This window comes from Streptomyces sp. RKAG337 (assembly GCF_023701715.1).
GTDB lineage: Bacteria > Actinomycetota > Actinomycetes > Streptomycetales > Streptomycetaceae > Actinacidiphila.
Window position 1 is genome coordinate 1,545,187 of record NZ_JAJOZA010000001.1, and the last position, 18,232, is coordinate 1,563,418.

Genomic DNA, 18,232 nt, shown 5'->3' on the forward strand with positions numbered 1-18,232 from the left:
TGCCAGGCACCTCCGACGGCTCACGGTCGAGGGCGGGACGTACCTGCCGGCGCCGATCCGGCGGTGGGCGCTGCGGCCGTCGCGAGGACCTCCGGACTGCCGTCCGGCAGGAAGCGCTTCATCCGGCGCGGTGGAACGAGGGCCGGCAGCAGCAGGTTCCACATGTCCGAGGTGCGCCGGGTGAGGTCCTGCCGTCCGGTGAGCACGTCCGACGTGAGCTGGAGTCCGGTCCAGCAGCCGACGATGAACTTCGCCACCGAGTCCACATCGACCTCGGGTTTGACGTCACCCCGGCCCTGCGCCTGTGTGAGGCAGTTGCGGAAGAGGTCGATCCAGGTGAGGTACGGCGCGGGGTTGGCGCCCCGCAGCGTGCTCTGCTCGACCACCAGCCGGATGCCGGCGCGGACCCGCTCGTTCTCCCGCAGGCTCTTCGCCATGCTGTGGAGCAGGTCGATCACCGTCTGGACACCGGGGTCCGCCACGTTCCGGAACGGGCTCCAGACGGCGAACTGCTCGGCGACGAGGGCTTCGCGGAGGGCTTCCTTCGACGCGAAGTGGAAGTAGAGCGCCCCCTTCGCAGGACCGGCGAGCCGGCCGAGCCCGACTTCGGCACGGCGGCCCGGATGCACCGCGTCCTGGACGCCGTCGAACGGTCCTCGGAGACCGGTGAACGCCGGCACCTGTGCTGAGAAGTCCGGACGCCGCGCGCGGCCCGGCCGGTTCAGTGCGCGGCGGCCTCCGTGGCCACGGAGGCCGCCGCGTCCGGGTCGGCGACGGCGACCGCGGCGGCGCGGCTCTCCCCCACGGCCACGTCGGCGATGGACCAGCCCGCCGGGCCCGGCGGGGGCGCCGCACCGGTCCCCACGTAGTCCGCCGAGGGATCGCGGCCGAGACCGATGCCCAGCCCCTTGAGGTACGCCTCCTTCCGCACCCACGCCCGCGCGAAGGCCGCTGGCCGCTCCGGCGGCTCCAGGGCGCCGAGTTCGGCGATCTCCACCCGGTGCATCACGGAGGAGATGTCCGCCACCGCGTCGGCGGACGGAACGGTCTCCACGTCCACCCCCACCGGGGTCGCGGCGAACGCCAGCAAGGCGAAGCCGCCGCTGTGCGACAGCGAGAAGTGCACCCCGCCGCCCGCCACGGCCGGCCGGCCGTGCGGCTCGCCGCACCCCGGGCAGTCCTCCCTGACCAGCCGAACGTCCGCTGGCGCGCTGCCGAGCTGGGCGCCGAGCAGCAGCCGCAGTCCGACGTGCGCGGCGCGGTAGCAGTCGCGGTCGGCGTCGGCGCGGAAGGCCGCGGCGCTGCGCAGTTCCCGCGGGTCGAGGACGTCGGCCGCCAGCCGGGCCGCGAAGGCGGCGTGCCGGGCCGCGTTCACCAGCCACAGCAGCGGTGGCTCACCGGGGGCGGGAAGCGCCATCCGCTCGACCGGTGCCACCGGGTCGAGCTCGCTGGGAACGCGTATCGCGGCCGTATCCACCCGGTCATCGTAGATCGTCGGCGGTTCCCGACGGGGCGGACCCGATGGCGGGCGCGGCGGCGAGCCCCGGCGGACCGAACGCGTCCGGCGCCCCGCTCGGTGGCAGACTGTGGCTGTGACCAGCATCGACCGCGACGCGGCGCCCCAGTTCGTCCTCCCGCTCGTCGTCCGCATCGAGAAGGACGACCCGCCGGCGCGCACCGACGCCCTGGAGACCGCGGCGCGCGCCGTGCTCACCCTGCTGTCCGACGAACGGGCCGAGGGCGAGGGCGAATGGGCCGAGGCGGTACGGGACTGGCAGGACGCCCGGATCCGCAAGGTCGTCCGCCGGGCACGCGGCTCGGAGTGGCGCCGGGCCGGATATCTGCCGGGCATCACCGTGACCGGGCTGGCGGCCGAGGTACGGGTCTATCCGCCGGTCCCGCTGGACGGCTGGCCCAAGCTGCTGGCGAAGCTCCAGGTCTCCGGCACCGAACTGGACGATCCGGAACCCCCGCCGCCGGCCGAGGCCGGGCTGCCGGTGCTGTGGATGAACCCGGAGCTCGAGATGTCCGCGGGCAAGGCCATGGCCCAGGCGGGCCACGGCGCGCAACTCGCCTGGTGGGAACTGACGGACGCCGAACGCACCGCGTGGCGCGACGCCGGTTTCCCGCTCGCGGTCCGCACTCCGGCGCCCGCCCGCTGGCCGGCGCTCACCGGCTCCGGCCTTCCCGTGGTGCGCGACGCCGGTTTCACCGAGATCGTGCCCGGCTCCTGCACCGTCGTCTCCGACTACCTCCCGCTGCGCCGCACCACCAGCGCGTAACGCCGGGCGGGCGGCGGGCCCGCACCGGCACTCGAACCTCAAATCAAGCTCTGAACCGGCCACCCGCAGGGTTCACCCGGTCCCGGCGGGGCCATCACCCCGGCACGGCGTGTGCGGGAAACGCGGAGGGGGACGGCATGAAGGACTTGGGTACGGGTATCGGCTGGCGGCCGGAGATCGCGGACGCGATCGAGGAGCTGCCCGGTGTCGACTGGGTGGAGGTCGTCTCGGAGAACCTCTGCGCCGACCACCTCCCGGAACCGCTGCGGCGGCTGCGGGAACGCGGCACGGTGGTGATCCCGCACGGCGTCTCGCTGGGCCTCGGAGGCGCGGAGCGCCCGGATCCCGGCCGGCTGGCGGCGCTCGCCACGCGGATCGGGCTGCTGGGGGCACCCCTGGTCAGCGAGCACATCGCGTTCGTGCGGGCCGGCGGGCCGATGACCGGTTCGCCGCGGCTGGAGGCCGGGCACCTGCTCCCCGTGCCCCGCACCCGTGACGCGCTCGACGTGCTCTGCGCGAACGTCCGCATCGCACAGGACGCGCTGCCCGTGCCGCTCGCGCTGGAGAACATCGCGCCGCTGCTCGGCTGGCCCGACGAGGAGTTCAGCGAGGGCGAGTTCCTGTACGAGCTGGTGGAGCGCACCGGCGTCCGGCTGCTCATCGACGTCGCCAATCTGCACACCAACCATGTGAACCGGGGCGAGGACCCGGTCGCGGTGCTCGACGAACTGCCGCTGGAGGCCATCGCCTACGTCCATGTGGCGGGCGGGACCGAGAAGGACGGCGTCTGGCACGACACGCACGCCCATCCGGTGACCCGGCCGGTACTGGACGTGCTCACGGCGCTGCGCGAGCGGATCCGGCCGCCTGGCGTCCTGCTGGAGCGGGACGACAACTTCCCGTCCGCTGCCGAACTGGCCGCGGAACTCACGGCGATCCGTGGCGTCCCGTCGGCGGCGCGGCCCCAGGAGGCGCACTGTGTCTGACACCCGCGCCGTGTCCGACCCCGACGGCGCCGACGGCGCGCGGCAGCGGCTCGCGCTCGCGCAGACGGCACTGCTGTCCGCGCTGGTGGCGGGCACGCCCGTCCCGGAGGGCTTCGACCGCGGCCGGATCGGCGTCCAGTCGCGGGCCCTCGCGGCCAAGCGCGCCGATGTGACCGCCAAGGTGGCCCCGAACTGCCGGAGATCCTCGGCGACCGCTACCGCCCCGCCTTCCTGCGGTACGCGGCCACGCACCCGCTGCGGGGCGGCTACCGCCTCGACGCGCTGTGCTTCGCGGAACATCTCCTGGACGGGAACGAGGACACGGCAGCGCTCGACGACGCCACCCGCCGCCTGCTGGACGGCTGGTGGCGGGAGCGTTCGGGTCCCGCGCCGCTGTCCGCGGCCGACCGTCCCGGCCGCCCCGCGCGGAGCGGACGGTCCGGACGGCTCGGCCGGCTCATGGACGCCGCGCGTACCGCGCTGCCGGGAAGGTGACCTCGATGACCGTCATGACCGGCCTCACGCTCACCGTGTACCTGCTGATCGCCGCCACCTCGGCGTATCTCGTCGGGGAGAAGATCCGCGCCCGCCGCTTCACCCGGCCGTACCACGGCGACATCCCCCGGGATCCGCTGGAGACCGCCTTCCTGGCCGGCGGTCCCGGCCGGGTCGCCGACACGGTGATCGCGGCGATGCACGCGGACGGCCGGATCGCGGTGGCCGCTCCCGGAGGGCTGACCGTGCTCCGGCCGGTCGCCGGGAATCCGGTCGAGACCGCCCTGCTGGAAGCCTGCGGCGCCGAGTGGGGCGGCGGGCTGCGCCAGGTGCGTACGGCGGTGCTGACCGGACCCTCGGTGCAGTCGATCGGCGACCGGCTCGCCCGCCGCGGCCTGTTCTTCCAGCCCGAGGTGCACCGCAGATGGCGGCGGGTGTCGACGCTGCACAAGACCGTCTGGTGCCTGCTGCTGTTCCTGTCGCTGGCGGAGGTGATGCCGCACCTCGTCGTCGGTTCAGGGCTGCCGCTGTTCGTACGGGTGCTGCCGGGGCTCGCCACCGGGTTGTTCGTCCTCCTGACGTGCTCGGCGCCGCGCGGCAGGCTCACACCGGCCGGCAAGCGGGTGCTGCACGGGCTCCGCCTCAGCAACCGTCCGCTGCTCGCCTCCCGCACCGCGACCACCGGCTCGGACGCCACCCTGCTGTTCGCGCTGGCGGGTGCCGCCTCGATCCAGGACACCGTGCTGCGCGACCAGTTGGCGCAGTCCTCCCAGCCGTCGTCCAACGCGTCCGACCCGGGCTCGTGGGGCGAGGCGGCGGGCGGCTGGGCCGGCGGCGGCACCGGCTGCGGTGGTTCCGCCGCGAGTTGCGGAGGATCGTCGTCCAGCTGCGGCGGCGGTTCAGGGTCCAGTTGCGGTTCGGGTTCGGGGTCGAGCTGTGGTTCGAGTTCCGGTTCCAGCTGCGGCTCGAGTTCGGGTTCCAGCTGCGGATCCAGCTCGGGTTCCAGCTGCGGCAGCAGCAGTTCGTAACGGGCCGGCCGCCGTACCGGTCCCACGGATCTCCCGGATCCCACGGGTCCCGCCGGCCGATCCGTGGAATTCCCGGCGGAGTGTCACTACCGTCGAGTAGAAATCCCTTATGTGGATGCTGTTCCTTCTCGTCGCGTGCGTCGCGGCGGTCGTCTCCTGCGCCCGTCTGTGCCGGGCCGCGATCGCGGCGGGCGCGCTGCCCGCCGCCGAGCCCGGCGGCCGGCCCCCGGTCGCCGGACTCGGTCTGTACGAGACGGCGTTCCTGTCCGGCGGACCGCGCCGCGTCACCGATCTGACGCTGGTCTCGATGGCGGGCGAGCAGCGGCTGCTGCTCGCGCACACCGGGTGGGCGACGGTGGTCGACGCCGAGGGACGCGACGATCTCGAACGGTCGCTGATCGCCTCGATCGGGCCGGGCGGCCAGTCCCCGGTCGCCGCGATACGGGTGGCGCACGCCGCGGCCGGCGCCATCCGCGCCCTCGGGGAGCGGCTCGCGGGCGACGGCCTCGCGGTGCCTGCGGCGGCCCGGGAGAGCGTCACCGCCGGGATCCGGCAGGTGCGCGGCGCCATACTCCTGAACCTGCTGATGGCCGGCGCCGCTCTGGTCCTGTCGGCCGGCGGGCAGCCCGACGGCGGACCGGCGCAGATCTGGTTCGTGCTGCCGCTGCTGCTGACCACCGGCTGCTGGATCATCGCCCGCGTGGAGGTGCACCCGTACACCCGCTGGGCCTCCCCCGCCGGGCAGGACGCGCTGCGCGCCGCTCCGGACGGCCCCGGCCCGCTCAGCGCGCTGGCGGTGCGCGGCCCGGGCGCGCTGCTGGACCCCGCGCAGCGGGCCGCGCTCGGCTGACGGCCCCGGCCGGTCCTGCCCGTCCCGCGCGGCCGGGGTGGTCGGAGTGGTCGGGGTGGTCGGGGTGGTCGAGGACGACACCCGCCGCTTGTCCTTTACTTCATCCACCACCGCCCCAAGGATCCCTTTTGTCATGACCTGACACGAGAGGATCATTGGTGCGATCAATTGCCCTGTACGGCGTCGCAGGAACCCTGGCGCTGAGCACCCTGGCCATCGCTCCCCCCGGATCGGCGGCCCAGGGACCGCCGCACGGCGACCGGGTGGCCGAGGCGCGCGGCGTGGCCGTCGCCGCCGGGCGCGCCGCTCTGGCCGGGGTGACGTACGGCAAGTGCGCCACCGCGACCCGGCTGCCCGCCTCCGTCCGGTGCGGCACCGTGTCCGTACCGCTGGACTACGCCCGGCCCGACGGCGAGCGGCTGAAGCTGGTCATCAGCCGCGTCGCCGCCACCGGACCGGCCGGCGAGCGGCAGGGCGCCCTGGTCTACAACCCCGGCGGACCCGGCGGCTCGGGGCTGTACTTCCCGCTGTTCAGCGTCCTGAAGATCAAGGAGTACGCCAAGGCCGCCCGCGCCTACGACTTCGTGGGCTTCGACCCGCGCGGCGTCGGCCGGTCGGCGCCCATCTCCTGCGAGGCCCCCGCGGACTACGCCAAGGCCCCCACCCGCGACGCGCGGCCGACCAGCGAGCGCGACAAGCAGGCCCGGATCGCGGACGCGAAGGCGTACGCGGAAGGCTGCGAGCGCCGCTCCGGGCATCTGCTGCCGTACCTCACCTCGCTCAACAGCGCCCGCGACCTCGACGTCATCCGCGCCGCGCTCGGCGAGCGCAAGCTCAACTTCTACGGCGCCTCCTACGGCACCTACCTCGGCGCGGTGTACGCGACGCTCTTCCCCCGGCATGTGCGCCGCATGGTCTTCGACAGCGTCGTCAATCCCGACCCGCGCCAGATCTGGTACCAGGCCAACCTGGAGCAGGACGCCGCCTTCGAGATCCGCTGGGCCGACTGGCGCGATTGGGTGGCGAAGTACGACTCCGCGTACCACCTGGGCACCGACCGGGCGCAGGTGCAGAAGGCCTACGACGCGGTGCGGTCCGAGCTGGCCGAGCGGCCGGCGGGCGGCGTGGTCGGCCCCGGCCAGCTGCAGGCCGCCTACCTCGGCGCCGGGTACTACGACGAGACCTGGCCGGAGCTGGCCGCCGCCCTGTCCGCGTATGTCCACGGCGACCCGAAGCCGCTGATCGCCGAGGCCTCCCCCAACCCGGCCAGGGCCGTCGAGAACGAGAACGGCAACGCGGTCTACACGGCCGTCGAGTGCGCCGACTCGCCCTGGCCGCGCGACTGGTTCACCTGGGACCGCGACAACACCGCACTGGCCCGCACCGCCCCCTTCGAGACCTGGGACAACGCCTGGATGAACCTGCCGTGCGCCTTCTGGAAGGGACCGCACCGGCAGCCCCTGGAGGTGCGCACGTTCGGCCATGAGCTGCCGCCGGTGCTGCTCGTCTCCGCCGAGCGCGACGCCGCGACGCCGCACGCGGGCGCCGTGGAACTCCAGCGCCGGCTGCCCGGTTCCGTACTCCTCACCGAGCGGCGCTCCGGCTCGCACGGCGTCGCGTACGGCCCCAACACCTGTGTCAACAACCGCGTCGACGCGTATCTGCTGCGCGGTGAGACGGGAACGGACCGCACGCCCACGTGCGGTCCGCATCCCGAGCCCAAGCCGTAGGGCCGGCGTTACGCCAGGCCGGCCACCAGCTCGCCGATCTCCTTGCGCCGCCCGGTGTAGAACGGCACCTCCTCGCGTACGTGCATCCGTGCCTCGGACGCGCGGAGGTGCCGCATCAGGTCGACGATGCGGTGCAGTTCGTCCGCCTCGAAGGCGAGGATCCACTCGTAGTCGCCGAGCGTGAAGGCCGGGACGGTGTTGGCCCGCACGTCCGGGAAGCCGCGCGCCATCTTGCCGTGGTCGGCGAGCATCCGGCGGCGGTCCTCGTCGGGCAGCAGGTACCAGTCGTAGGAGCGCACGAACGGGTAGACGCTGACGTACCTGCGCACCGTCTCGTCGGCGATGAACGCCGGGACGTGCGACTTGTTGAACTCCGCGGGGCGGTGCAGCGCCATGTTCGACCACACCGGGACCATCGCGCGGCCGAGCTGGGTGCGGCGGAAGAGGTTGTAGGCCTCCTGCAGCGCCTCCGCGGTCTCCGCGTGCCACCAGATCATGAGGTCGGCGTCCGCCCGGAGCCCCGACACGTCGTAGGTGCCGCGCACCGTGACGTCCTTCGCGGCGAGCTGCGCGAACAGCTCCTCCACCTCGTCGGCGTATCCGGAGCGGTCCTCGGGCAGCACGTCGCGCAGCCGGAAGACGGACCAGAGGGTGTAGCGGATGACCTCGTTGAGGTCCTTCGCCTTCTTGCCGGCGTTCGGAGTCCTGTCCGGGGCGTCGGGGGCAGCAGTCGAGTCAGTCATGCCGTCATTCTCCCGTGTCCCGTGCGCCGCCTGTCGCCAGGGTCGTGGCCAGGGAGGTCAGCACCTCGTCGGCCGCCCTGCGGGCGCTGGCGACGCAGGCCGGAATCCCGACCCCGTCGTACACCGCGCCGCAGACCGCGAGCCCCGGCAGCTTCCCGACCTGTTCGCGGATCCTGGCGACGCGCTCGACATGGCCGACCGGGTACTGCGGCAGTCCGCCGTCCCAGCGGGTGACACGGGCCGCGACGGGCGCCGCGGACAGCCCGATGGCCTCGCCCAGGTCGCGCCGCGACAGGCGGACGAGGTCGGTGTCGTCCCAGGCCAGGTCCGCCTCGTCGCCGTGCCGGCCGACGGAGGTGCGCAGCACGAAGGTGTCGGGTCCCGCCTCGTCGATCCATCCCCACTTGTGGGAGGAGAAGGTGGACGCCTTGATCGTCTTTCCGTCGACCGGCGGCACCAGGAAGCCGGTGCCCTTCGGCATCCGCAGCACGTCGCGCCGCCGGAACGCCATGGTGACCAGCGCCATGCTGGCGTACTCCACCGCCGACAGCTCCGCGGCGGCGACGGGCGACTCGGCCGCCAGCAGCCGGGCGGCGGCCGGGGCGGGCGCGGCGATCAGGACGGCGTCGGCGTCGAGCACCCGGTCGCCGACGGTGACCTGCCAGCCGCTCGCCGTGCGGCGCAGCTCCCTGACCGGCGCGCCGGTCTCGATGGTGACACCGGCGGCCCGGCACGCCTCGGCGACGGCGACCGGCAGCTGCCCGACGCCCCCGCGGATGCCCATGAACACCGGTCCGTCCGGGGCGGTCCTGGCGGCGCGCCGCTGGACACCGCGCACGGCCTCGATGAGGGAGCGTCCCGACCGGGCCGCCTCGAAGAGCTGGGGCATGGCCGCGCGCAGCGAGATCTCGTAGGCGTTGCCCGCGTAGACACCGCCGAGCAGCGGCTCCACCAGCCGGTCGACGACCTCGTGACCGAGCCGCGCGGCGACGAACCCGCCCACGGCGACGTCCTCGCCGATCTTCGTCCGGGGCAGTACGTGGTCCAGCGGCAGCCGGGCGAGGCCCGCGGGCGACAGCAGGCCGGAGGCCGCGAGAGGGCCCAGATCGCCGGGGACTCCCATGACGTGCCCCTGTGGCAGGGCCCGCAGCCGGCCCCGGGTCCACAGGGCGGCGCCCGACACCGCGGGCGGCTCCAGCCGGTCGCCGAGCCCCACCTCGCGGGCCAGCGCGACCGCTTCCGGCCGGCGCGCGAGCATCGACTCGGCGCCCAGGTCCACGGGCACGCCGGCGATCTCGTCCGCGTAGAGCTTTCCGCCGAGCCGGGCCGATCCCTCCAGCACCGTCACCCGCGCGCCGCCTCCGGCCAGGAAGTGGGCGGCGGCGAGTCCGGAGACGCCGCCGCCGACGACGATCACATGCCCTGTTCCGCGGTGTGTGTCGGTCATGCCCTCCACTGTCCCAGATTCCGGAACGAGCTCTGAACGTGACCGCTTCGGGACCGGGGATCCGCAACCCCGGCCGGCCTCTCCACGTCGTATCGCCAACACCGGTTCCATCACCGGTTTCCTGCCGGTGAACGATCTCTGGGGGAGTTCGATGCGCCAGCCGACCACCATCCGCCGCAGACCTTTCGCGGCCCTCGCCGCCGTCGCACTGACAGCCGTGCTCACCGTCTCGGGGTGCGGTGCCTCGGGCTCGTCGAACGACAGCAAAGCGGACAAGGCCGCCGCGGCGCCGCAGCAGGCGGACGCGCGGGGCGCGGCGGACGCGCCGTCGGCGGCGCCCGGCACCGCGAAGGGCGCCACCACCAAGACCCCCGCGCCGTCCCAGAACTACGTGGTGCGCACCGCGACGCTCAGCGTCGAGGCGAAGGACGGCGTCGCCGCCGCCCTCACGTCGGCACGGACCCTGGTCACCGGGGCGGGCGGCTACATCGGGGACGAGAACACCAGCCGCGACGGTCAGGGCCTGGAGCACTCCACCATCACCCTGCGGGTGCCGCCGGAGTCCTACGACAAGGTGCTGAACGATCTCGCCGGCCTCGGCAGGCTGCTCGAACGCAAGGTCAGCACCGAGGACGTCACCGGCCAGGTGGTGGATGTGGAGAGCCGCATCCGCTCGCAGCAGGCGAGCCTCGCGCGGGTGCGGGAGTTGATGAACCGGACCGCACAGCTCAGCGACGTGGTCACTCTTGAGGGTGAACTCAGCACCAGGGAAGCCAACTTGGAGGCGCTGCAGGCCCAGCAGGCATCGCTGAAGGAGCGCACGAACCTGGCGACCGTCACGCTGGTGCTGTCCGAGCCGGAACACCCCGCCTCCGGGCCGCCGCCGAAGAAGGACGACGGTTTCTGGGAGTCGGTCGGGAACGCGCTGGGCACCGGCTGGCACGCCTTCTACGTGGCGCTGCGCGGGATCCTGATCGTGCTCTCGGTGGCGCTGCCGTTCGCCGCCCTGGGCCTCGCCGGCTGGTTCGTCTTCGTGGTCGTCCGCCGCAGGCTCTCCCCCTCGCCGCGCGTGGTGCGGGAGAAGGAGAGCGCCGCCGAGGAGTAGAGCCCCGTCAGACCTCGGTGGTGCGGTGCACGAAGTCCACGAGGCGGGTGAGCGCGTCAGGGTCGGTGCTGGGCAGGACGCCGTGGCCGAGGTTGAAGATGTGGCCGGGCAGATCGGTCGCCGAGTAGAGCACCTCGCGGGTCTTCGTCTCGACGGCGGACGTCGGGGCGAAGAGCACCGCCGGGTCGAGGTTCCCCTGGAGCGCCTTGTGGGGGCCGACCCGGCGGGCCGCCTCGTTGAGCGGGACGCGCCAGTCGACGCCGACGACGTCCGCGCCGGCCTCGCCCATCAGCCCGAGCAGCTCACCGGTGCCGACGCCGAAGTGGATGCGCGGTACGCCGTAGCCGGCGACGGCCTCGAAGACCTTCACCGAGGACGGCATGACATAGCGCCGGTAGTCCTCCGGGGAGAGCGCCCCGACCCAGGAGTCGAAGAGCTGGACGGCGCTGGCGCCGGCCTCGATCTGCACCTTGAGGAAGGCGGCGGTGATGTCGGCGAGCCGGTCCAGCAGGTCGGCCCACAGCTCGGGGTCGCCGTACATGAGCGCCTTGGTGCGCTCGTGGTTGCGGGACGGGCCGCCCTCGACGAGGTAGCTGGCGAGGGTGAAGGGCGCGCCCGCGAAGCCGATGAGCGGGGTCTCGCCCAGCTCTCCGGTGAGCATCCCGATGGCCTCGGTCACGTACTTCACGTCGTCGGGCTCCAGCGCCCGCAGCCGGCCGAGGTCGGCGCGGGTACGGATCGGCTCCTCGACGACCGGGCCGACGCCGGGCTTGATGTCGAGGTCGAGACCGATGGCCTTGAGGGGGACGACGATGTCGCTGAAGTAGATGGCCGCGTCGACCTTGTGGCGGCGCACCGGCTGGAGCGTGATCTCGGTGACCATGTCGGGCCGCATGCAGGACTCCAGCATGGCGGTGCCCTCACGGAGCTTGAGGTACTCGGGCAGCGATCGGCCGGCCTGCCGCATGAACCACACCGGGGTGTGCGGCACGGACTGACGCCGACAGGCGCGGATGAACGGGGAAGCAGCGGTCTGCTGGTGCGCACTCACGCCGTGAATCTTCGCACGCGCCGGGATGCGACCCACGCGCCCGGGTGTTGCTCCACCCGTGGAGGCCGCGGGCGGCCTAGTCTTCCGGGCATGGCAGCGGTTCACGGGCACCTTGCGGACGGGGACGGCGCACCACTCCCCTTTCAGCGCGCGGTAGACGCGTTGAGTTCCGCGCGGGTACGGCCCGAAGTGGAGATCGACACGACAGCTCCGCCCAAGCGTCTCGCGTCGTACGCGTACGCGCTGGAGGCGGCGGTCGTGGTGGACGGCGAGGAGCTGGCCGACGGCCGGCTCATCCTGCTCCACGAACCGGACGGCCATGAGGCCTGGAACGGCACGTTCCGACTGGTCACGCTGGTGCGCGCCGATCTGGAGCCGGAGATGGCGGTGGACCCGCTGCTGCCCGAGGTGAGCTGGTCCTGGCTGACCGGCGCCCTGGAGGCGCGCGGCGCGGAGTACACCGAGCCGAGCGGAACGGTCTCGCGCAGTTCCTCGCACTACTTCGGCGGGATCGCGGAGCGACCCGACGCGACGGCGATCGAGATCCGGGCGTCCTGGACCCCCACCGAGGGCCCGGACGGGATCCCGGCCGTCGCGGACCACCTGGCGGCCTGGTGCGATCTGCTCTGCGCGTGCGCGGGGCTGCCGCCCACCGAGGGCCATGAGTCGCAGGACCTGCCCGGCGGCGTCGTGCCGATGCCCAAGCGCCGCGGCTGACTGCCCGTCCGGTAACCGCGTATTTGGCCTGTTTTCCCGGTATTTTGGCGCGATTCCGCCGCGTGTCCGACCGCCGCTCGACATGATCTTGTTCGAGCGAGCGTCCGATTTGCCGGAATTGTTACTCAACAAATCGTGATCATTCCCTAAAGGCCGGGGCAATTGCTGCCGAAGGAGACTGTGACCCTCTCAGTCCCCCCTTTGCCACAGGAGGCCCGGTGTCAGTTCTTCTCGAGCAGCCCACGAGCCTGGTCGCCTACCGTCCGAACAAGCCGACGGCCATGGTCGTCGTCGCCGACCCCCGCGTCCGATCCACCGTCACCCGGCACCTGTGGGCGCTCGGTGTGCGCGATGTGATCGAAGCCTCGTCGATCGCCGAGGCCCGGCCCCGGGTCAGCAGCCCCCGCGACATCTGCGTAGCCGATGTCCACCTCCCCGACGGTTCCGGCCTGACCCTTCTCGCCGAGACCCGCGCGGCCGGCTGGCCGAACGGCCTCGCGCTCTCCGCCGCCGATGACATCGGCGCCGTCCGCAACGCACTCGCGGGCGGCGTCAAGGGATACGTCGTCACCGGTACCCGCAACAACCTCGGCGGCATGCCGGGCCGTCCCGGCGCCGCGCCGGTCGGTTCGGCGGGCGCCCGTATGCAGCGCCGCCCGCCCGGCACGCCCGGCCACCCCGGCGGCTACCGCGAGCTCTCCGGCCGTGAGGTCGAGGTGCTGCGGCTGGTCGCCGAAGGCCAGTCGAACAAGGCGATCGGTGTCTCGATGGGCCTGTCCGCGCTCACCGTGAAGAGCCACCTGGCCCGTATCGCCCGCAAGCTCGGCACCGGCGACCGGGCCGGAATGGTCGCTGTCGCCCTGCGTACGGGCATCATCCACTAGCCCTCCCACACCCCCGCATGGCCGCTGCGCCCGTCGACGGAACGTTCCGTCGACGGGCGTTCGCGATACACGGATACCCTTAGGGGGTGACCGACGCCCGAGAGACCGCAACAGAGGCTGCCCCGGCGCCGGTCCCGCTGCTGGACCCGCGCGAAGGAATTCCGCCGGTGACCGCCAGCCCGGAGGCCCTCGCAGACATCGTCGCGGCATTCGCCGCGGGCTCCGGTCCGGTCGCCGTGGATGCCGAGCGCGCGTCCGGATACCGCTACGGACAGCGGGCCTATCTGGTCCAGCTGCGCCGTACGGGAGCCGGGACCGCGCTGATCGACCCGGTCGGCTGCCCCGACCTGTCCACCCTGGGCGCTGCCCTCACCGACACCGAATGGGTGCTGCACGCGGCCACCCAGGACCTTCCGTGTCTCGACGAGATCGGTATGCGGCCCAAGAGCCTGTTCGACACCGAGCTGGCCGGCCGGCTCGCGGGCTTCCCCCGGGTCGGACTCGGCGCCATGGTCGAGAACGTCCTGGGCTTCGCCCTGGAGAAGGGCCACTCGGCCGTCGACTGGTCCACCCGCCCGCTCCCCGAGCCCTGGCTGCGGTACGCGGCGCTCGACGTCGAGCTGCTGGTCGACCTGCGGGACGCGCTCGAGGAGGAACTGCGCGAACAGGGCAAGCTGGACTGGGCGCTGCAGGAGTTCTCGGCCATCGCCGCCGCGCCGCCGCCCTCGCCACGGGTCGACCCGTGGCGGCGCACTTCGGGCATGCACAAGGTCCGCCGCCGCCGGCAGATCGGCGTGGTGCGCGAGCTGTGGAACGCCCGCGACCAGGCCGCCCAGGAGCGGGACATCTCGCCGGGCCGGATCCTCACCGACGCCGCGATCGTCACGGCCGCCCTGGAGGGCCCGCCGAACGTGACGGTGCTCGCGACGCTGCCCGGCTTCGGGCACCGGATGGGCCGCCGCCAGCTCGACCAGTGGCAGGCCGCGATCGACCGGGCCCGCGCCCTGCCGGAGCGGGAGCTGCCGCAGCCGGGGCCGGCCTACGTCGGTCCCCCGCCGCCGCGCGCCTGGGCCGACAAGGACCCGGTGGCGGCGGCCCGGCTGTCCGCCGCGCGGGCCGCGGTGAGCAAGCTCGCCGAGGAGCTCAACCTGCCGCAGGAGAACCTGATCACCCCGGACACCGTGCGCCGGCTGTGCTGGGACCCGCCGGCCGAGGCCACCACCGAGGAGGTCGCGGCGGTGCTGACCGGCCACGGAGCGCGCGCCTGGCAGGTCGGGCTGACCACGCCGATCCTCACCGCGGCCCTCGCAGCCCAGCCGCCGGCGGCTCCGGAGGCCCCGGCGCCGTAGGGCCTGTCCGGGGTCGGCGCCCCCGCGGAACCCGGCCGGGAGCGGCCTCGTCGTATGTGACGTTCGCCGCTCCGGGCGAGGGGACTGTCCCCGTTGGTTACTGGCTAGTAGCATGGGTGTCGTAGCCGCAGCCTCGCGCCCAGTGGCAGCGAATCCGCATCTGGAGGAGAGCCAACGTGCCTCGTACCGCTAGGGACGTCGTCTTTGTCGACGGCGTCCGCACCCCGTTCGGCAAGGCGGGCCCGAAGGGCATTTACCACGAGACCCGTGCCGACGATCTCGTGATCAAGTGCATCCGGGAGCTGCTGCGGCGCAACCCGGAACTGCCCGCCGAGCGGATCGACGAGGTCGCTCTCGCCGCCACCACGCAGATCGGTGACCAGGGTCTGACCCTCGGCCGCACCGCCGGCATCCTGGCCGGCCTGCCGACCACGGTCCCCGGGTACTCGATCGACCGCATGTGTGCCGGCGCGATGACCGCGGTGACCGCGGTCGCCGGCGGCATCGCCTTCGGCGCGTACGACGTCGCCGTGGCCGGCGGTGTCGAGCACATGGGCCGCCACCCGATGGGTGAGGGCGTGGACCCGAACCCGCGCTTCGTCTCGGAGAAGCTGGTCGACGAGTCCGCCCTGTTCATGGGCATGACCGCGGAGAACCTGCACGACCGCTACCCGGCCATCACCAAGCAGCGCGTCGACGAGTACGCCGTGCGCAGCCAGGAGAAGGCCGCCAAGGCGTACGCCAACGGCAAGATCCAGCAGGACCTGGTGCCGGTCTCCGTGCGCAACAGCAACCCCGAGGCCGGCGAGACCGGCTGGGGGCTGGCGACCGCGGACGAGCCGATGCGCCCGGGCACCACCCTGGAGCAGCTGGCCGGCCTCAAGACGCCGTTCCGCGCCCACGGCCGGGTCACCGCGGGCAACGCGGCGGGCCTGAACGACGGCGCGACCGCCTCGCTGCTCGCCGCCGAGGACGTCGCCGTCGAGCTGGGCCTGCCGGTCCGCATGCGGCTGGTCTCGTACTCCTTCGTGGGTGTCGAGCCCGAGGTCATGGGCATCGGCCCGGTCCCGGCGACCGAGAAGGCGCTGGCGCAGGCCGGTCTGACCATCGACGACATCGGCCTCTTCGAGGCCAACGAGGCGTTCGCCGTCCAGGTGCTCGCCTTCCTCGACCACTTCGGCATCGCGGACGACGACCCGCGTGTCAACCAGTACGGCGGCGCGATCGCGTTCGGCCACCCGCTGGCCTCCTCCGGCGTCCGGCTGATGACGCAGCTGGCCCGCCAGTTCGAGGAGCAGCCGCACGTCCGCTACGGCCTGACGACCATGTGCGTCGGCTTCGGCATGGGCGGAACGGTCATCTGGGAGAACCCGCACTTCGACGGAGGCAGCAAGTGACATCCACCGCCGAGCTTTTGAAGGGTGCGGCCGAGCTGTTCCCCGACGAGGTCGTGACGAGCGCACACGTGCGCCACCTCGACCTCCCGGGCGCCGGACGCTTCGCGCTCATCACGCTGGACAACGGCCTGGACCACACCAAGCCGACCACCTTCGGCCCGCAGTCGCTGGCCAACCTCGACGCCGCGATCGACCAGGTCGAGGCCGAGGCCGCCGAGGGCACGATCACCGGTATCGGTGTCACCGGCAAGCCGTTCATCTTCGCGGTCGGCGCCGACCTCAAGGGTGTCGAGCTGCTGAAGCGCCACGAGGACGCGCTCGCCATCGGCAAGGGCGGCCACGAGGTCTTCAAGCGGCTCTCGCACCTCGCGGTCCCGACCTTCGCGTACTACAACGGCGCGGCGATGGGCGGCGGTGTCGAGGTGGGCCTGCACTGCGCCTACCGCACCGTCTCCGCGGCGCTGCCGGCGTTCTCGCTCCCCGAGGTCTTCCTCGGTCTCGTTCCCGGCTGGGGCGGCTGCACCCTGCTGCCGAACCTGATCGGCGCGGACCGCGCGGTGACCGTCGTCATCGAGAACTCGCTGAACCAGAACCGTCAGCTCAAGGGCTCCCAGGTCTTCGAACTCGGCATCGCCGACGCGCTGTTCGAGGGCGCGGACTTCCTGGAGCAGTCCCTCGCGTGGACCGCTGCCGTGCTGCGCGGCGAGATCGTGGTGGACCGCCCCGAGATCGACCGCGGTACGGCCTGGGACCAGGCCGTCGAGCGCGGCAAGGGCATCGCCGACTCCAAGGTGCACGGCGCCGCCCCGGCCGCGTACCGCGCGCTGGAGATCATCGCCAACGCCAAGGACGGCGACCTGCAGGCGGGCTTCGACGCCGAGGACACCGCTCTCGCGGACCTCATCATGGGCGGCGAGCTGCGCAGCGGCATCTACGCCTTCAACCTGGTGCAGAAGCGTGCCAAGCGCCCGGCCGGCGCGCCGGACAAGAACCTGGCCCGCCCGGTCACCAAGGTCGGCGTCGTCGGCGCGGGCCTGATGGCCTCGCAGCTGGCGCTGCTCTTCGCCCGCCGGCTGGAGGTGCCGGTCGTGCTGACCGACATCGACCAGGAGCGCATCGACAAGGGCGTGGGCTATGTCCACGGCGAGATCGACAAGCTGCTCGGCAAGCGCCGCATCAAGCAGGACCAGGCCAACCGCCTCAAGGCGCTGGTGACCGGTTCGCTCGACAAGGCCGCCGGTTTCGGTGACGCGGACTTCATCATCGAGGCCGTGTTCGAGGAGATGGGCGTCAAGCAGCAGGTGTTCGCGGAGGTCGAGGCGGTCGCCCCGGCGCACGCGATCCTCGCCACCAACACCTCCTCGCTGTCCGTCACCGAGATGGCGTCGAAGCTGAAGAACCCCGAGCGGGTCGTCGGCTTCCACTTCTTCAACCCGGTCGCGATCCTCCCGCTGCTGGAGATCGTGCGCGGCGAGTCGACGGACGACGCTTCGCTGGCCACCGCGTTCGGTGTGGCACGCAAGCTCAAGAAGACCGCCGTGCTCTGCAAGGACGCCCCGGCGTTCGTGGTGAACCGGATCCTGACCCGCTTCATGGGCGAGATCCAGAACATCATCGACGAGGGCACCCCGGTCGAGGTCGCCGAGAAGGGCATCGACCCGCTCGGCCTGCCGATGTCGCCGCTGGTGCTCCTGGAGCTGGTCGGCCCGGCCATCGGGCTGCATGTCTCCGAGACCCTCAACCGGGCGTTCCCCGACCGGTTCACCGTCTCGCAGAACCTGGCCGCGGTGGTCAAGGCCGGCAAGCGCGGCTTCTACGTCTACGACTCCGGCAAGCCGGAGCTGGACCCCGAGGTCGCCGCGCTGCTGGTGCAGGGTGACTCGGTGCTCACCGAGGAGCAGGTCCGTGCCCGGGTGCTGGACGCCGTGGCGCAGGAGATCGGCCTCATGCTCGACGAGGGTGTCGTCGCCGAGGCGCAGGACATCGACCTGTGCCTGATCACCGGTGCCGGCTGGCCCTTCCACCTGGGCGGGATCACCCCGTACCTGGACCGCGAGGGTGTCTCGCAGCGGGTGAACGGCAAGCCGTTCCTCGCCCCGGGCGTCGCGAGCGTGCCCGCGTAACACCGTGAGTGACGGCCCCCGGCCGGGTCCTGACCGCAGTTGGTC

At 72.8% G+C, this 18,232-nt stretch carries 15 protein-coding genes and 1 pseudogene; 11 read left to right on the plus strand and 5 right to left on the minus strand.

Annotated elements, in window-relative coordinates:
• Nucleotides 1-20: 20 nt before the first annotated feature.
• Together LNW73_RS06830 and LNW73_RS06835 are read right to left on the minus strand one after the other, a co-directional pair.
• Complete coding sequence (locus LNW73_RS06830; RefSeq protein ID WP_250989322.1) at nt 21-680, minus strand: ScbR family autoregulator-binding transcription factor; 660 nt, start codon at nt 678-680, stop codon at nt 21-23.
• A 41-nt stretch (nt 681-721) separates the two neighbouring features.
• Complete coding sequence (locus tag LNW73_RS06835) at nt 722-1,417, minus strand: 4'-phosphopantetheinyl transferase family protein (protein WP_250992835.1); 696 nt, start codon at nt 1,415-1,417, stop codon at nt 722-724.
• Nucleotides 1,418-1,592: 175 nt separating this feature from the next.
• Here LNW73_RS06835 and LNW73_RS06840 point away from each other — a divergent pair, with 175 nt between their 5' ends.
• The 5 genes and pseudogenes from LNW73_RS06840 to LNW73_RS06860 all read left to right on the plus strand — a co-directional run bounded on the left by LNW73_RS06840 (nt 1,593) and on the right by LNW73_RS06860 (nt 7,371).
• Nucleotides 1,593-2,282, plus strand: a complete 690-nt coding sequence (locus LNW73_RS06840; protein WP_250978217.1) for a peptidyl-tRNA hydrolase — start codon at nt 1,593-1,595, stop codon at nt 2,280-2,282.
• Nucleotides 2,283-2,419: 137 nt separating this feature from the next.
• A pseudogene (locus LNW73_RS06845) lies at nt 2,420-3,763 on the plus strand (DUF692 domain-containing protein).
• A gap of 5 nt (nt 3,764-3,768) precedes the next feature.
• Nucleotides 3,769-4,791: a TIGR04222 domain-containing membrane protein gene (locus LNW73_RS06850; RefSeq protein ID WP_250989323.1), complete on the plus strand. Its 1,023-nt coding sequence runs from the start codon at nt 3,769-3,771 to the stop codon at nt 4,789-4,791.
• A gap of 109 nt (nt 4,792-4,900) precedes the next feature.
• Nucleotides 4,901-5,641: a TIGR04222 domain-containing membrane protein gene (locus LNW73_RS06855; protein WP_250989324.1), complete on the plus strand. Its 741-nt coding sequence runs from the start codon at nt 4,901-4,903 to the stop codon at nt 5,639-5,641.
• A gap of 158 nt (nt 5,642-5,799) precedes the next feature.
• Nucleotides 5,800-7,371 carry an alpha/beta hydrolase gene (locus LNW73_RS06860; RefSeq protein ID WP_250989325.1) on the plus strand — a complete coding sequence of 524 codons (1,572 nt, stop codon included), beginning with the start codon at nt 5,800-5,802 and terminating at the stop codon, nt 7,369-7,371.
• Nucleotides 7,372-7,379: 8 nt separating this feature from the next.
• Here LNW73_RS06860 and hemQ read toward each other — a convergent pair whose 3' ends face one another.
• On the minus strand, nt 7,380-8,114 hold the full coding sequence (gene hemQ, locus LNW73_RS06865) for a hydrogen peroxide-dependent heme synthase (protein WP_250978213.1): 735 nt from the start codon (nt 8,112-8,114) through the stop codon (nt 7,380-7,382).
• 4 nt (nt 8,115-8,118) lie between these two features.
• On the minus strand, nt 8,119-9,561 hold the full coding sequence (gene hemG, locus LNW73_RS06870) for a protoporphyrinogen oxidase (RefSeq protein WP_250989326.1): 1,443 nt from the start codon (nt 9,559-9,561) through the stop codon (nt 8,119-8,121).
• Between the two features lie 151 nt (nt 9,562-9,712).
• On the opposite strand from hemG, the gene LNW73_RS06875 reads away from it, so the two are divergent.
• Nucleotides 9,713-10,666, plus strand: coding sequence for a DUF4349 domain-containing protein (locus LNW73_RS06875; protein ID WP_250989327.1), 954 nt, complete (start codon nt 9,713-9,715; stop codon nt 10,664-10,666).
• Nucleotides 10,667-10,673: 7 nt separating this feature from the next.
• On the opposite strand, the gene hemE is transcribed toward LNW73_RS06875, so the two are convergent.
• A complete protein-coding gene (gene hemE / locus LNW73_RS06880; RefSeq protein ID WP_374117430.1) occupies nt 10,674-11,744 on the minus strand; it encodes a uroporphyrinogen decarboxylase in 1,071 nt (356 codons plus the stop codon).
• 63 nt (nt 11,745-11,807) lie between these two features.
• On the opposite strand from hemE, the gene LNW73_RS06885 reads away from it, so the two are divergent.
• The 5 genes from LNW73_RS06885 to LNW73_RS06905 all read left to right on the plus strand — a co-directional run bounded on the left by LNW73_RS06885 (nt 11,808) and on the right by LNW73_RS06905 (nt 18,187).
• Nucleotides 11,808-12,434, plus strand: coding sequence for a DUF3000 domain-containing protein (locus LNW73_RS06885; RefSeq protein WP_250978210.1), 627 nt, complete (start codon nt 11,808-11,810; stop codon nt 12,432-12,434).
• Nucleotides 12,435-12,652: 218 nt separating this feature from the next.
• Entirely contained in the window at nt 12,653-13,318 is a 666-nt protein-coding gene (locus tag LNW73_RS06890) for a response regulator transcription factor (protein WP_138354287.1), read from the plus strand.
• Nucleotides 13,319-13,404: 86 nt separating this feature from the next.
• Nucleotides 13,405-14,667: an HRDC domain-containing protein gene (locus tag LNW73_RS06895; RefSeq protein ID WP_250989328.1), complete on the plus strand. Its 1,263-nt coding sequence runs from the start codon at nt 13,405-13,407 to the stop codon at nt 14,665-14,667.
• A 176-nt stretch (nt 14,668-14,843) separates the two neighbouring features.
• A complete protein-coding gene (locus tag LNW73_RS06900) occupies nt 14,844-16,064 on the plus strand; it encodes a thiolase family protein (RefSeq protein WP_138354285.1) in 1,221 nt (406 codons plus the stop codon).
• Nucleotides 16,061-18,187 carry a 3-hydroxyacyl-CoA dehydrogenase NAD-binding domain-containing protein gene (locus LNW73_RS06905; RefSeq protein ID WP_250989329.1) on the plus strand — a complete coding sequence of 709 codons (2,127 nt, stop codon included), beginning with the start codon at nt 16,061-16,063 and terminating at the stop codon, nt 18,185-18,187. The genes LNW73_RS06900 and LNW73_RS06905 overlap by 4 nt, the downstream gene beginning before the upstream one ends.
• Nucleotides 18,188-18,232: the final 45 nt, after the last annotated feature.